The 13,676-nt window shown below is 72.9% G+C and carries 15 protein-coding genes; 8 read left to right on the top strand and 7 right to left on the bottom strand.

Going from position 1 to position 13,676, the window contains the following annotated elements; genetic code table 11:
• The 3 genes from ACZ3KJ_RS24090 to ACZ3KJ_RS24100 all read right to left on the bottom strand — a co-directional run.
• On the bottom strand, positions 1 to 273 hold a 273-nt coding region (locus ACZ3KJ_RS24090; protein WP_467530296.1), incomplete at its 3' end, for an ATP-binding cassette domain-containing protein.
• 82 nt (positions 274 to 355) lie between these two features.
• On the bottom strand, positions 356 to 1,198 hold the full coding sequence (locus ACZ3KJ_RS24095; protein WP_467529917.1) for a DUF4097 family beta strand repeat-containing protein: 843 nt from the start codon (positions 1,196 to 1,198) through the stop codon (positions 356 to 358).
• Positions 1,199 to 1,279: 81 nt separating this feature from the next.
• Entirely contained in the window at positions 1,280 to 1,801 is a 522-nt protein-coding gene (locus tag ACZ3KJ_RS24100) for a hypothetical protein (RefSeq protein ID WP_467529918.1), read from the bottom strand.
• A 380-nt stretch (positions 1,802 to 2,181) separates the two neighbouring features.
• Between ACZ3KJ_RS24100 and ACZ3KJ_RS24105 the strand changes: the two genes are divergently transcribed.
• Positions 2,182 to 2,580 carry a peptidase inhibitor family I36 protein gene (locus tag ACZ3KJ_RS24105; RefSeq protein ID WP_467529920.1) on the top strand — a complete coding sequence of 133 codons (399 nt, stop codon included), beginning with the start codon at positions 2,182 to 2,184 and terminating at the stop codon, positions 2,578 to 2,580.
• 148 nt (positions 2,581 to 2,728) lie between these two features.
• On the opposite strand, the gene ACZ3KJ_RS24110 is transcribed toward ACZ3KJ_RS24105, so the two are convergent.
• Positions 2,729 to 2,956, bottom strand: a complete 228-nt coding sequence (locus tag ACZ3KJ_RS24110; protein WP_467529922.1) for a hypothetical protein — start codon at positions 2,954 to 2,956, stop codon at positions 2,729 to 2,731.
• Between the two features lie 52 nt (positions 2,957 to 3,008).
• Here ACZ3KJ_RS24110 and ACZ3KJ_RS24115 point away from each other — a divergent pair, with 52 nt between their 5' ends.
• The 7 genes from ACZ3KJ_RS24115 (at position 3,009) to ACZ3KJ_RS24145 (ending at position 10,193) form a co-directional block, all read left to right on the top strand.
• On the top strand, positions 3,009 to 3,776 hold the full coding sequence (locus ACZ3KJ_RS24115; RefSeq protein WP_467529924.1) for an IclR family transcriptional regulator: 768 nt from the start codon (positions 3,009 to 3,011) through the stop codon (positions 3,774 to 3,776).
• Positions 3,777 to 3,898: 122 nt separating this feature from the next.
• The gene (locus ACZ3KJ_RS24120) at positions 3,899 to 4,882 is read left to right on the top strand and encodes a PDR/VanB family oxidoreductase (protein WP_467529926.1); all 984 of its coding nucleotides are present in this window, start codon (positions 3,899 to 3,901) and stop codon (positions 4,880 to 4,882) included.
• Positions 4,883 to 5,039: 157 nt separating this feature from the next.
• On the top strand, positions 5,040 to 6,257 hold the full coding sequence (locus ACZ3KJ_RS24125; RefSeq protein WP_467529928.1) for a cytochrome P450: 1,218 nt from the start codon (positions 5,040 to 5,042) through the stop codon (positions 6,255 to 6,257).
• Between the two features lie 298 nt (positions 6,258 to 6,555).
• Positions 6,556 to 7,155: a TetR/AcrR family transcriptional regulator gene (locus tag ACZ3KJ_RS24130; protein WP_467530298.1), complete on the top strand. Its 600-nt coding sequence runs from the start codon at positions 6,556 to 6,558 to the stop codon at positions 7,153 to 7,155.
• 200 nt (positions 7,156 to 7,355) lie between these two features.
• The gene (locus ACZ3KJ_RS24135; protein WP_467529930.1) at positions 7,356 to 7,556 is read left to right on the top strand and encodes a ferredoxin; all 201 of its coding nucleotides are present in this window, start codon (positions 7,356 to 7,358) and stop codon (positions 7,554 to 7,556) included.
• Positions 7,553 to 8,746: an NAD(P)/FAD-dependent oxidoreductase gene (locus ACZ3KJ_RS24140; protein WP_467529931.1), complete on the top strand. Its 1,194-nt coding sequence runs from the start codon at positions 7,553 to 7,555 to the stop codon at positions 8,744 to 8,746. Before ACZ3KJ_RS24135 ends, ACZ3KJ_RS24140 begins: the two co-directional genes overlap by 4 nt.
• Before the next feature lie 178 nt (positions 8,747 to 8,924).
• Positions 8,925 to 10,193, top strand: coding sequence for a cytochrome P450 (locus tag ACZ3KJ_RS24145; protein WP_467529933.1), 1,269 nt, complete (start codon positions 8,925 to 8,927; stop codon positions 10,191 to 10,193).
• An 85-nt stretch (positions 10,194 to 10,278) separates the two neighbouring features.
• Here ACZ3KJ_RS24145 and ACZ3KJ_RS24150 read toward each other — a convergent pair whose 3' ends face one another.
• From ACZ3KJ_RS24150 to ACZ3KJ_RS24160, 3 genes are all read right to left on the bottom strand, one after another.
• A complete protein-coding gene (locus ACZ3KJ_RS24150) occupies positions 10,279 to 11,457 on the bottom strand; it encodes a 4-hydroxybenzoate 3-monooxygenase (protein ID WP_467529935.1) in 1,179 nt (392 codons plus the stop codon).
• A 144-nt stretch (positions 11,458 to 11,601) separates the two neighbouring features.
• Positions 11,602 to 12,357: an IclR family transcriptional regulator gene (locus ACZ3KJ_RS24155; protein WP_467529937.1), complete on the bottom strand. Its 756-nt coding sequence runs from the start codon at positions 12,355 to 12,357 to the stop codon at positions 11,602 to 11,604.
• A gap of 445 nt (positions 12,358 to 12,802) precedes the next feature.
• Positions 12,803 to 13,354 (bottom strand): tellurite resistance TerB family protein, encoded by a 552-nt coding sequence (locus ACZ3KJ_RS24160; RefSeq protein WP_467529939.1) that lies wholly within the window; start codon positions 13,352 to 13,354, stop codon positions 12,803 to 12,805.
• Between the last annotated feature and the right edge of the window lie 322 nt (positions 13,355 to 13,676).

Consider the following 13,676-nt stretch of genomic DNA (forward strand, 5'->3'; position numbering starts at 1 on the left):
GCCGATCGCGGCCCGCACCGCCTGCGGGTCGGCGGCGAGGTCGTGGCCACCGACGTGCACCGTGCCGGCGTCGGCGGTGACGAGGGTGGAGAGGATCTTGACGGCGGTGGTCTTGCCGGCGCCGTTCGCCCCGAGCAGCGCGAACACGGACCCGGCCGGGATGCGCAGGTCGACGCCGTCGAGGACGGTCTTGTCGCCGTAGGACTTGCGCAGACCGATGGCGGAGATGGCGGCCGGCGGCGGGTGACCGTCACGTCGTCTGGGCGTGGGCATGACAGAAGAAGGCATGGGGCCCTCCCGGGCAGAAGGCTGAAGGGGCTGGGGGAGTGAGGGGGCGAGGCCGGTCGTTCCGGGCTCAGGCCTTGGCGCGGTGGACGTGGATGTTGCCGTACCGGGTGAGGGCGCGGACCTCGACGGTGTCCTCGGTCTTCTCCGGGGTCTCGGACGCGGTGAGCGTGTTGCGCACCTGCCCGGAGCCCGAGCGGACGTCGAGCCAGGCGGCCGTGCCCTCGCGGACGCCGATGTCGATGGCGCCGTAGGAGGTCTCCAACCGGACGGTTCCGCGGGCCACTTCGTCCACGCGCAGGGTGCCGTGGGCGGTGATGGCGGTGACCGAGTCCTCGGCACGCCGGACCTCGATGTCGCCGTTGGCGCCGCGCACCCGCAGCTCGCCGGTCGCGGCGCCGACGGTCGTGGTGCCGTGCGAGTTCTTCAGGACGGCGGGGCCGTCGACGAGGCCGACGCGCAGGCTGCCGGAGCTGGTGGTGATCTCGGCCATGCCCTCGACCCGGTCCACGGTGATCGAGCCGTGCGACGCGGTCAGCTTCAGCGGGCCGGTCGTGTCGAGGCGGACGTCGCCGGACGAGGTCTTCACGCGGACCTCGCCGAGCCGGCCCTCGCCGAGCACCTGGGCCCAGGCGCCGGTCATGTCGATGTGCGAGCCCGTGGGCAGTTCGATCGTCACGTCGACGGTGCCGGTGCGGCCGAACAGGTGGGACTTGGGCGTCCTGACGGTCAGTGCGCCGCTCGCGTACGTGACCTCGGTCTGGTCGGCCGCCCGTACGTCCTGGTCCCGCTGCGGGTCGCGGGGCCGCACCTCGACGACGGTGTCGTGGCGGTCGCCCGCGGTGAACTGGATGGAACCGGCCTCCACGTGCGCCGTGGCCGAGATCGGTTCGGGAGTGTCGAAAGAAGGCATGGTGTCCTGTCCTCTCGGGTCTTCCGGAGTCCCCGCAGGGGGACGTGGTGTGGGTGAGGCGATGAGGGTCAGAGTGCGTGGCTAGCGCACCCAGCCCGTGAAGCTCTGTCCGACGGTCCGGGTCTTCTCCGTCGTGCGCGGCCGGGTGCCACCGCCGACCGCCGCCGACACGGCGCGCACGAGCCACGCGTTGACCGACAGGCCCTCGCGGGCCGCGGCCTCCTCGGCGAGGGCCTTGAGGGGGGCCGGCAGGCGCAGGTTGACGCGGGCGGTGCCACCCTCGTCGCCGTCGGCCGGGGCCGGGGTCCTGAACGGCACGACCGGCGCGGTCGTCGGGTCCGCGGGGCCGCCGCCGTCGGCGGGCGGCGGTGTCACCACGAAGTCGGGGTCGAGCCCGCGCAGCCGTACGTCGACCGAGCCGGGCGCGAGTTCGCGGGTGATCTCGTTCATCGCGGCGCAGAGCACGTCGAGCATGGTCAGCCGGGTCGCCGACTCCAGGGGAGCCGTGAGCCTCTCGGCCAGCTCGCGGGCGTCGTCGCCGCCGGCTTCGGCGGCCACCGCGAGTTCGCGACGAAGGGTGTCGACATATGGAGTGAGGTCCATGACGCCATCATGGCGCCATAATGGCGTCATGCGCAAGCCGTTAGGGGACATCGTTGGGGGAGGTTCCTGGTGTGGCCGTTCTGGCCTGCGGAAACGCGGTGTCGCATGCGTGGATGATGGCGGCGCCGTGTGTGTCCATGCGCCTCTGGTGGCCCGGGGGGGGCAGGTGGCGCGTAATGGCGCCGGGTGGTGCCAGATGGTGCCACGCTGTGCCATGTCATGCCCCGCGGTGGGGCGGAGGGTAGCCCTGCGCGGTCTCGTGCTCCTGGGCGGCGCGATCGAGCCGGGGGCTTGCCGCGCCGGCAGCACGCTCCCCCGCACAGGTGAACCTGCGGGCAAGCCCGTCTGGAGAGTGCCGAGCGGCCAGTATGTGTGGTGCCGTGACCACAAACCTGATGCGTGCCGGGGCCGTCGCCGCCCTGGCCTTCCTCGCCACGGCTCTTCCCGCCTCCGCTTCCGGTGCGGCCGGCCCGGTGCGGGCCGCGATCGACTGCCCGTCCGGCTATGTGTGCATCTACCCGGACATCGATTTCGGCGGCCAGCCCTGGGTGTGGCGGGCCGTGGACGGCAGTGTCGAAGACCTCCCGCTCGCGATCCGTGACCGGGGCAGCTCCATCCGCAACAACTCCGCCCGCACCGCCCGCGTCTACGAAGGGCGCAACCACAGCGGCCGCTGGGTGTGCGTCACCCGCAGCGGCGGCTCCATCCACGACCTGCGCAGCTACAACCTCAACGACCAGACCCGCTCCCTGAAGATCAACCGCAACGACTGCGGCTGATCACCCTCGCCACCCGCGCCGCCAGGTGCCACACGTGCCGGGACAGTCGGCCGTCCGGTCCCGGCACGTGCCGGGGGTGCCCCTGGTGGCGACGAGGTCCGCGGTTCCGGCGGACCGTTCGCCGTCCTCCCCGTGAGGGGCCGCCGGCTCAGCCGGCCGCGTGGGCGGTGAGGAGCGCCATCGTCTCGTCCCACAGGTTCCTCTGCGTGCGGGCGTCCCGGCCGGGCTCGGGGCACTCCAGCGGGCGGGCGTCGCGGACGAGCAGTTGACCAGCCTGGAAACGCTGCTCGCCCGCCTCGACACAGTCCTCGCGCGCTGACGCCGCCTCCACGGGGAAGGTGCCCGGGGCCTGTTCCCGGTGGCGCCGTGATGCCATCCTGGGGCCGGGCGTAAGGCGCCCGCCCGCTCGATCACCCGAACGGCACCCGATGAAGACACCCCACCACGAGTCGGTCCTCTCCCGTGCCGCCCGCATCCTGGAGGCGTTCAGCCAGGACGAGCCGGCGCTGACCGTCTCCGAGATCGCGCGCCGTACCGGGCTGCACGTGGCCACGGCTTCCCGCCTCGTGGCCGAACTGGTCGCCCACGGCTTCCTGAGCCGGGACGACGACCGCCGGGCGCGCATCGGCGTCCGGCTCTGGGAACTCGTCATGAGGGCCTCGCCGACGCTGTCGCTGCGCGATGCGGCGATGCCGTTCATGGAGGGCGTGCACGACGTGGTGGGCCACCACGTGCAACTGGGGGTCCTCCAAGGTGACGACGTGCTGTTCCTCGAACGCCTCTCGGCCCCGAACGCGGTGGTCAATTACTCCCGCATCGCCGGGCGGCTGCCCCTGTACGCATCGTCCAGCGGCCTGGTGCTCCTGGCCCACGGCCCCGCCGACGTCAGGGAACGTGTGCTGGCCGGCCCGCTGACCGCCTACACCGCGGACACCCCGGCCACACCCGCACGACTGCGTATCCTCCTGGCCGAGGCGCGTCAGCGGGGTTACGCCTTCTGCCCCGGGCACGTCCACGAGGAGGCCCTCGGTGTGGCCGCCCCGGTGCGCGGCGCGGACGGCACCGTGGTGGCGGCCCTGTCGGTCATCGTCCCCAACGACGCGGGCGCCCAGGCGGTCGTCCCCGTCGTACGGATGGCCGCCCGAGGCGTGTCCCGTGCGCTGGGGGCGCCCACCGCACGCGTGCCCGGTGTGTGACGGCGGCTCGACGGCAGCGTGACATCCGTACGGAGTCCGCCTCTCGCTGAGTGAGAACGCCGTCGCGGTGCGACCGCGGCCACGCGCATCCTTCCTGCATTCCCCAGACAGGAGGCGACGACGTGGTCGTACACAACCTGCTGCCCTCATCTCCCCGGCCCACCCCCGCCCTGACCTTGCGGGTCCGCTCCAAGGACGTCGTCGCCGACGGCGTCGTGTCCCTCGTCCTCGACCACCCGGACGGCGTGCGGCTGCCGGACTGGACACCCGGGGCGCACATCGACCTGGTCCTGCCGGACGCGACGACCCGGCAGTACTCCCTGTGCGGCGACCGGTGGGACCCGTACTCCTACCGCGTCGCGATCCTGCGCGAGCCCGCCGGGCGCGGAGGATCGGCCTACGTCCACGACCGGCTGACGCCGGGAGATCCGGTGGGTTTCGGCGGTGTGCGCAACCACTTCCCGCTGGTGCCGGCCGGCCGTTATCTGTTCATCGCGGGCGGCATCGGCATCACCCCGCTGCTGCCGATGATCCACCAGGCCGCGTCGACGGGCACCGACTGGCAGCTCCTGTACGGCGGCCGCACCCGCGCCTCGATGGCGTTCCGCGACGACCTCACGGACTCCTACGGCGACCGCGTGCGCCTCAGCCCCCAGGACGAGTGCGGCCTGCTGGACCTGGCGGCACGGCTGAGCCAGCCGCCGCCCGGCACCACGGTGTACTGCTGCGGACCGGCCCCCCTCCTGGCCGCCGTCCAGGAGGCGTGCGCCGTCCTGCCGCCACACCGTCTGCGCACCGAGCGCTTCACCGCCGCGGACCGCTCCGCGCCCGTGCGCCGGACGCCCTTCGAGGTGGAACTGCGCCGCACCGGCCGCACGGTGACCGTCACCCCCGGCACCTCCGTGCTGCACGCCGTGCGCCGGGCCGGAGCCGAGGTGCTGTCCTCCTGCGAGCAGGGAACCTGCGGCACCTGCCTCGTCCCGGTGATCGAGGGAACGCCCGACCACCGCGACGCGGTCCTGGCCGACCACGAACGCGCGGCCGGCGACTGCATGCTGCCCTGCGTGTCCCGCTCCCGCTCGGACCGCCTGGTCCTGGACCTCTGAGCGCCCTGATGCCGACGGTCCCGAGCCGTACGCCGCCCGTGCGCTGTTCCGGACTCCGAGCCGTACGCCGCCCGGAGCCGTCCGCCCCCGGAGCCGTACGCCGCCGGGACCTCCGAGCCCTCCGCCCGTTCCTCCCAGCCGCTTCCGTGGAGCCGCCATGACCGAGACAGCAGCCGTCCCCGCAACGGCGCCGATCAGTGACGCCGACCCGTTCGCCGCGCAGCACCTGGCCGCACCCGAGCCACTGCACCGGCAGTTGCGCGCGGCAGGCCCCGTCGTCCGCCTCTCCCGCTACGACGTCCACGCCCTCGCACGCCACCGGGAGGTGCACGCCGCCCTGGCCGACTGGCAGACCTTCCGGTCCGGCAACGGCGTGGGCCTGGCCGACTTCCGTCACGAGAAGCCGTGGCGACCGCCGAGCCTGCTGCTGGAGAGCGACCCGCCCCACCACGACGCGCCGCGCCGCGTGCTGCGCGAGATCCTCTCGCCGCCCGCCCTGCGCCGGCTGCGCGAGACCTGGCAGACGGTCGCCGAGGAACTCGTCGACGCCGTACTGGCCGAGCGGGGGCAGGAGTTCGACGCCTTCGACGCCCTGGCGAAGGCATTCCCCCTACGGGTCTTCCCGGACGCCGTGGGACTCGGCCCGGACGGGCGCGAGCACCTGCTGCCCTACGGCAACATGGCCTTCAACGCCTTCGGGCCGCGCAACGGCCTCGTCCGGGCCGACACCCACCGGGTGGCCGAGCTGTCGGCCTGGGTGAACGCCCGGTGCGCCCGCGAGGCGCTGAGCGAGGACGGATTCGGCGCCCGCGTCTGGGCCGCCGCCGACCGCGGCGACCTCACCCACGAACAGGCACCTCTGGTGGTGCGCTCCCTGCTCACCGCCGGCGTCGACACCACCGTCCACGGTCTGGCCGCCACCCTGTACGCGTTCGCCACGCACCCCGGCGAGTGGCGGCGGCTGCGCGAGCGCCCGGCCCTGGCCCGCGTGGCGTTCGACGAGGCGGTGCGCTGGCAGTCCCCGGTGCAGACCTTCTTCCGCACCGCCGCCACCGACGTCGACATCGCCGGGATCCGCATACCCGAGGGCGGCAAGATCCTCATGTTCCTCGGCGCGGCCAACCGCGACCCGGAACGCTGGACCGACCCCGACCGCTTCGACCTCACCCGTGACCCGTCGGGCCACGTCGGCTTCGGCATGGGCATCCACCAGTGCGTCGGACAGCACGTCGCCCGTCTGGAGGCCGAGGCACTGCTGACCGCGCTCGCCCGCCGCGTCCGCTGCCTGGAGCTCGCCGGCGCCCCGGGGCGGCACCTCAACAACACCCTCCGTTCCTGGGCCTCCCTGCCCGTGCGCATCCGCCCGGCGGACTGACCCCTGGCGACGGTCCCGTCATCCGGAGGACGACGGGACCGCCGATCCGGCGAGTGTTTTCGGCCTACCTCCCCGCGCGTTTAAGTCAGGCGGTTGATTTAGACCGGCGGGCTGGGATTGGGTGGGGGCGACCGATCGGAGGAGACGGCACACGCCGGACACCCCCGGCACCACCCGGCCCGTACCGCACCGCAGGGGCGGCCACCCCGCGGCGAGAGGAGCTGACGACACGGTGAACCACACCGCCGGCAGGACGGAACGCAGGCCCGGACGCGGAGCCGGGACACGAGAGGCGATCATGGCGGCGGCCGAGCGCCTGTACGCCGAGCACGGCCTGTCCACCGTCTCCAACCGGCAGATCGGCGAAGCGGCCGGGCAGGGCAACACCACCGTCGTCAGTTACCACTTCGGCAGCAAGACGGCGCTGGTGCACACCATCATGACCAGGCACGGAACGGCGGTCGACGCCCTCCGCCGACGGCACGTGGAAGCCGTCGGCGAGAGCGACGACGTCAGGGACTGGGTGCGGTGCCTGGTACGTCCCGTGACCGAGCACCTGGACGCGCTCGGGGTGCCGTCCTGGCAGGCGCGGTTCACCGTGCAGGTACTGACCGATCCCCTGATGCGGGCCCTGGTCACCGACGAGTCCCTCACCCGGGAGAGTCTGTGGCACACGCTGCGGGAGCTGGGAAGGTGCCTGGGGCCGACCGTCCCCGCCGAGGTCCGCCGTGAGCGTGGCGAGATGGCCCGCCACCTGATCCTCCACACGTGCGCCGAACACGAGCGGGCCGCGGCCGCGGGAACGGCCGAACCCGGTGCCTCGTGGCAGCGCACCGCCCACGCCCTGGAGGACGCGCTGGTGGGGCTGCTGACCGCGCCCGTCACCCACCACCGCTGAGACCCCCTCGCTGCGCCGTCGCTACGCCGTCGATACGCCGCGCTGCGCCGTCGATACGGCCGTTGATATGGCCGTCGGTGCGGCCGTCGGTCGCCACAGCCCGGCCGGCCGGCCCGGCGCATCGTCCATCGGGCCCGGGGTCGCTTCCCGGCCGTCCCGCACCCCGATGTCCCCCCACCACCGGAAGACGAGGTCAAACCATGAAGATCACCGTCGAGGAAGAGAAGTGCTGCGGCGCCGGCCAGTGCGTGCTGATCGCACCGGAGGTCTTCGACCAGCGCGATGACGACGGCATCGTCGTCCTGCTCGACGCCACCCCCTCGGAAGACCGGCACGAGCAGGCCCGCGAGGCCGCCGCCGTCTGTCCCGCCGCGTGCATCGTCCTGGAAGACAACGCATGAGCGCGGTGAAGAGCATCCTGGTCGTCGGAGCCTCGGTCGCGGGCCTGGCGACAGCCGAAGCACTGCGCCGCAAGGGCTACACGGGAACCCTGACGCTGCTCGGCGCGGAGCGTGAACCTCCCTACGACCGGCCCCCGTTGTCGAAGCAGGTGCTGAGTGGGGCCTGGGAGCCGCAGCGCGCCCGGCTGCGCTCCAGCGAGGCATTGGCAGCCCTGGACGCCGAGTGGGTGCTCGGCGATCCCGCGACCGGCTTCGACGCCTGCCGACGCGAGGTCACCACCGCGGCCGGGCGCACCCTCACTGCGGACGCGGTCGTCATCGCGACCGGCATCACCGCCCGGACCCTGCCGGCTCAGCGCGGGATACGCGGCACTCACGTGGTCCGCACCCTGGAGGACGCCACCGCGCTGCGCGCCGATCTGCTCTCCGCCCGCCGCGTCGTGGTGATCGGCGACGGTGTTCTGGGCGCGGAGACGGCGGCCACCGCACGGCGGACGGGCCTGGACGTGACCCTCGCCGGCCCCCAGCCGGCCCCGATGACCGAGCAGCTCGGTCCGCTGGTCGCCGGGCACCTCGCCGACCTGCACCGACGCAACGGCGTGGCGGTGCGCGGCGGGGTGCTGCTGGACGCCCTGCACACCCGTGGGGACCGGGTGACCGGGGTACGGCTCAGCGACGGCACGGACCTGGACGCGGACGTCGTGGTCACCGCGGTCGGCTGCACCCCGGCCACCGGCTGGCTGAGGAACAGCGGCCTGCGCCTGGACGACGGTGTCGTCTGCGACGCCTCCTGCCGGGCCGCCGAGGGCGTGTGGGCGGTGGGGGACGTGGCACGCTGGCACCACGAAGGACTGGGCCGTCTCCTGCGTCTGGAGAACAGGACCAACGCCGCCGAGCAGGCCCTCGCCGTCGCCGCGGACATCCTCGGCACCGGCCGGCCCTACACGCCCGTGCCCTACTTCTGGACCGACCAGTTCGACGCCAAGCTCCAGATCCACGGCATCGCCTCCGCCGCCGCTCGGGCCGAGATCGTCGAGGGCGATCCGCACGACGGGCGCTTCGTGGTCCGCTACACCGGCCCCCGAGGCCCGGAAGGCGTTCTGGGGTGGAACATGCCCAGGCAGACGCGCCTCCAGCGCGCGCTTCTCGTCGACCAGTACACGCGCCCCCAGCAGCCCGTCACCCCGTGAAACCGGAGGGACGGGATCCCAGCGGCCCGGCGCGTACCGTCGGCAACCCGCCACCGGGCACGACCCGCTGCCACCACGAGCAGCCGCACCCTGCCGGCAGCCCGGCCCCCACTGTGCCGTCCGGTTCGCCGGGCACGGTGAACACAGTCCGCCGCTTCCCCACACCGGGAGTTGAACGATGACTTCTCCGAGCGACATCGACGAGACACGAAACGACATCGACCAGACGCGAGACGACATCGACGAGACCGTTCCGCAGTTCCCCCCGCCACGCTCCGCCGCGTGCCCCTTCGATCCCTCGCCGGAGCTGCGGGCCCTCGCCGACCGCGGACCGGTCACGCGGGTGCGTTCCTGGGGCGGGTCGACACCCTGGGCCGTGACCGGCCACGCCGAGCAGAAGGAACTGCTGACCGACCCGCGCCTCAGCGTCGACTTCGCCGCCCCCAACTTCCCCAGCCCCATCGACCCCCGGCACAGCCACGGTGGCGCCACCGACCTCAGCTTCGTCGGCATGGACGACCCCGAGCACGCCCGGCTGCGCCGCATGATCAGCGGCACGTTCACCATCAAGCGGGTCGAGGCGATGCGCCCCACGGTGCAACGGATGACCGACGAGATCATCGACCGCATGCTGGACGGGCCCAGGCCGGCCGACCTCGTCCAGGCGCTGGCCCTGCCCCTGCCGTCGCTGGTGATCTCCCAGCTGCTCGGAGTCCCCTACGACGACCACGAGTTCTTCCAGGCGAACAGCAAGGTACTGGTCTCCGCCACCGCCAGTGGAGCCGACCGCGGCGCGGCGCACACGGCGCTCACCGACTATCTGGACGCCCTGGTCTCCCAGAAGATCGCCGATCCGGGCGACGACCTGATCTCCACGCTGGGCGCGCAGGTGCGGGCCGGGGAACTGACGGCTCGCGAAGCCGCCACCATGGGCGTTCTGCTGCTGCTCGGCGGCCACGAGACCACCGCCAACATGATCAGCCTGGGCACCCTGGCCCTCCTGCGGCACCCTGAGCAACTGGCGATGATCCGCGACGCCCAGGACCCGCAGATCGTGGTGAACGCGGTGGAGGAGCTCCTGCGGTACCTGTCGATCGTGCACCTGGGCCGCCGGCGCACCGCACTGGAGGACATCGAAGTCGCCGGGCACACCATCCCGGCCGGTGACGGCGTCATCCTGCTGGGCGAGCTGGCCAACCGCGACCCGAAGGTGTTCACCGCCCCGGACCGGCTCGACATCACCCGCAACGCGCGCCGGCACCAGGCGTTCGGCGGCGGCACCCACCACTGCCTGGGCCAGCCCCTGGCACGCCTGGAACTACAGGTGATCTACCCGACCCTGTTCCGCCGCATCCCCACACTCCGCGCGGCGGTACCGCTGCACGAAGTGAAGTTCAAGTACGACGCGGTGATCTACGGCCTGCACGAGCTGCCGGTCACCTGGTGACGGCCCGCTGCCCCCGGTCGTCCGCATTCCGGCGCCGGGGGCAGTGGACGGCGTCGGGAAGGACTCCGCGGGGGCAGGCGGAGGATCAGCGGCGGCCCGGGAGCGGCCAGCCGGTGTAGGCCTCGGCGAGGTAGGCGCGGCCGGCGTCCGACTCGACGACCGTGCGCAGTTCGCCGATCTGGCGCATCCGGTCGAACTCGCTCGCCTCGGGCTGGAGGTGCAGCATGTTCGTCATCCACCAGGAGAAGTGCTGTGCCTTCCAGATGCGCTGCCGGGCGGTCTCCGGGAAGGCGTCGAGCAGGGTCTCGTCCCGGTCGAGCAGCAGGGCGCGCAGCGCGTCGGTGAGCAGGACGACGTCGGCGACGGCGAGGTTCATGCCCTTGGCGCCGGTGGGCGGCACGGTGTGCGCCGCGTCGCCGACGAGCACGACCCGGCCCTTGCGCATCTCGTGGGCGACGAAGCTGCGGAAGCGCAGCACGTCCCGCTGGAAGATGCGGCCCTCGTTGAGGGTGGTGCCGGGGACGCGCGACTGAAGGATCTCCCACAGCTGCTCCTCGGTGTACGCCTCGGTGTCGGTCTCCGGGTCGCACTGGAAGTACATGCGCTGCACGCCGGGGCTGCGCTGGCTGATGAGCGCGAACCCGTTGGGGGAGTTGCTGTAGATCAGCTCCTCGGCGCTGGGCGGCGCCTCGCACAGGATGCCGAACCAGGCGAACGGGTACTCCCGGAAGTAGCCGCCGTACGTACCGGTGACGGCCTCGCGGGCGACGCTGCGCGAGCCGTCCGCGCCGACCACGACGTCGGCCTCGATCTCGACCGGGTTGCCCTCGGCGTCCTTGGCGACGACCCGGGGGCGGTCCGTCTCGGCGTCCTCCACGCGCTGGGCGGTCACGCCGAAGCGGATGTCCTGGCCGGCGGCGAGGCGCGCGGCGACGAGGTCCTTCAGCACCTCGTGCTGCGGATACAGCCACACCGCCCGGCCGACGGTGTCGGTGAAGTCGATGCGGTGGCCCTCGCCGCCGAAGCGCAGCTCGATGCCCTCGTGCTTCTGTCCGACCGTGAGGACCCGGTCCGACGCTCCCGTCTCGTTCAGGATCTCGACGGTGCCCTGTTCGAGGATGCCGGCCCGGATGGTGGTCTCGATCTGCTCGCGGGTGCGGGAGTCGAGGACGACCGACTCGATGCCGTGTCGGTCGAGCAGGTGGGACAGCAGCAGGCCTGCGGGGCCTGCGCCGATGATGGCGACGCGGGTGCGTTCGGGCATGTCGTCTCCTTCGACGGCTGGCGCGGGGAACGCAGGGAGTGTGACGCGAGTCGGGCCTCGTGGACGACGGTCATTGCCATTGAACGGGAATCGGGTTTTCTGCGATGTACCGCCCGACCAGGAAAGAAGACGATCGGCGGACGTCTAGGGGCGGTTCGCTCCGATTGCGGCCGATATGCCGGAGGCGGCGGCGCGCAGTTCCTCGGCCGCGGGGCCGGTCGGCGCGTCGCGGGGGAGTACGACCGACAGCGCGGCGATCACCTGCCCGCGTCCCTCGCGTACCGGTACGGCGACGCCCGTGGACACGGACTCGACCGACCCCGGCGCCACGACGACGCCGTCGCGGCGGATGCCGGCGAGGACGCGGTGCAGCCGCGCCGGGTCCGTCAGGGTCTCCGGCGACACCGCGTCGAGTGGCCCGGCGAGGATGCGTTCCCGCAGCTCCTGCGGGCCGTGGGCGAGCAGGACCAGCCCCGACGACGAGGCGTGCAGGGGCAGCCGGCCCGCGATCCGGGTGATGTTCGCGCCCGCGTGCGGATGGGACAGGCGCTCGATGAAGAGCGTTTCGTCGTTCTCCAGCACCGCGAGCTGGGTGTGCTCCCGGACACGGGCCTGCACGCGCTCCATGAACGGCAGCGCCGCCTGCCGCAGGCGGAGCGCCCGGGAGCCGCGGAGCGCCAGCTCCCACAGCCGCATGCCCAGGTGCACCCGCTGCTCCTCGTCCCGTTCCAGCAGCCCGCACTCCACGAGCTCGGCCACCATCCGGTGGGCGGTGGACGACGGCAGCCTGGCGCGCCGGCCGATCTCCGCGGCCGTCTGCACCGTGCGGTCCGTGTCGAACGTCTCCAGGACGCGGACGATCCGCTCCGTGACCGACTCCCCGGACCGTGAGTTCGCCATGGTGCGTCCTTGCTCCTGTTCTGCGCCGAGGCACGGGTGACGTCGGCGGCAGGCACCACGCCGCGACCGTGCCGCGGAAATCCGCCGACCGTACCTGCGCGCCCGCCCCGTTCTCCCAGTATGCGCGGCTCACCAGGACGGACCTCCCGCGTTCCCGAGTGGCCACGGCTCGGTGGCCGGTCACCGTGGACGGGGTTCGAGGCGACTGCCCGGTTCAGCCGTTCGGGATCGACGTGCATCGGGATGGGTGGTCTGGGCCGTCGAGCCCCCGACGCCGTGGCGGGCCCAGAGGGTCCTGAACCGCTCGCTCGCCAGGGCGAGTTCGCGGCGTTCGCGATGCTCCCGGGCCGTCGGTGAGCACGACGGCCGCGGCGGGCGGCGGTTCCCGTCGGCTCGGCCCGCCCGGCCCGCTGCACCGTCCGGTCGTCCGTGGCGGTGCAGGGCGTCAGAGGCCGAACTCCTGCGGAGACAGGCCGAGGACCGAGCACACCTCACGCAGGACCTGCTCCTCGGCCGGCGCGACGTATCCGTCCGCACCCGCGACGACGAAGCCGGTCTGCACGACCGCCCTGGCCTCCGTCGGCTTCTTCGCCGCCTTGGCGATCTCCTGGAGTGCTTCGGTCCTGCCCTGCTGGAAGTCGAACGCCAACCGGTCGACGTGGCGGTTGAAGCGCTGCCGCAGCTGATCGGGCGGGAAGTTCTGCAGGACATCGTTGTGCAGCAGCAGCGACTCCACATGCTGCCGCTCGGCCGGGTCGACATGCCCGTCGGCGGCGGCGACCAGGGCGCACACGGCCATGCTGGCGTCACGGTAGGCGCCGCTCTTCAGCTCCGTCTTGAGGGAGCTGAGCTGCGACTTGAGCACGCTCACCAGCTGGGCCTTCGACCCCCCGGCGGACCCCGCCCCGGGCCGTCCGTGCCCCCCGGAGCCCCGAGCCCCCTGCGCCTGCTGCTGAAGACCCTTGGCCTGGTCCTTGATCCGATCCCACATCGCCATCCGTGCCACCTCGGCTTCGCCCCGTGTCGTTCCGGTCGTCCGCGGATGATCCGCGGTCCTCCTGCCAACTCCTGCGGGCTCGTCGAAGTTCCGTCGCCGTCGTCGCGCAGTGCGCGGAACCGGCGCCGAGGGAGGGCAGCGCACGCTCGCGCCCCGCGCACCGAGGCGCCGAGCGGGACGCCGGCTCCTCGCGCCCGCCGCCGACGGAGCAGGTCAGGTGGGGTGCGTCTCAGTGGTCACCCGGCTGGTGCCGCTGCCGAGGCGGGCCGGTGTGCTCGGGTCACCCGCGCATCGCCGCCACCCGCGCACCGCCGGTCACCCG

It is taken from the genome of Streptomyces sp. NPDC003248, assembly GCF_055563235.1.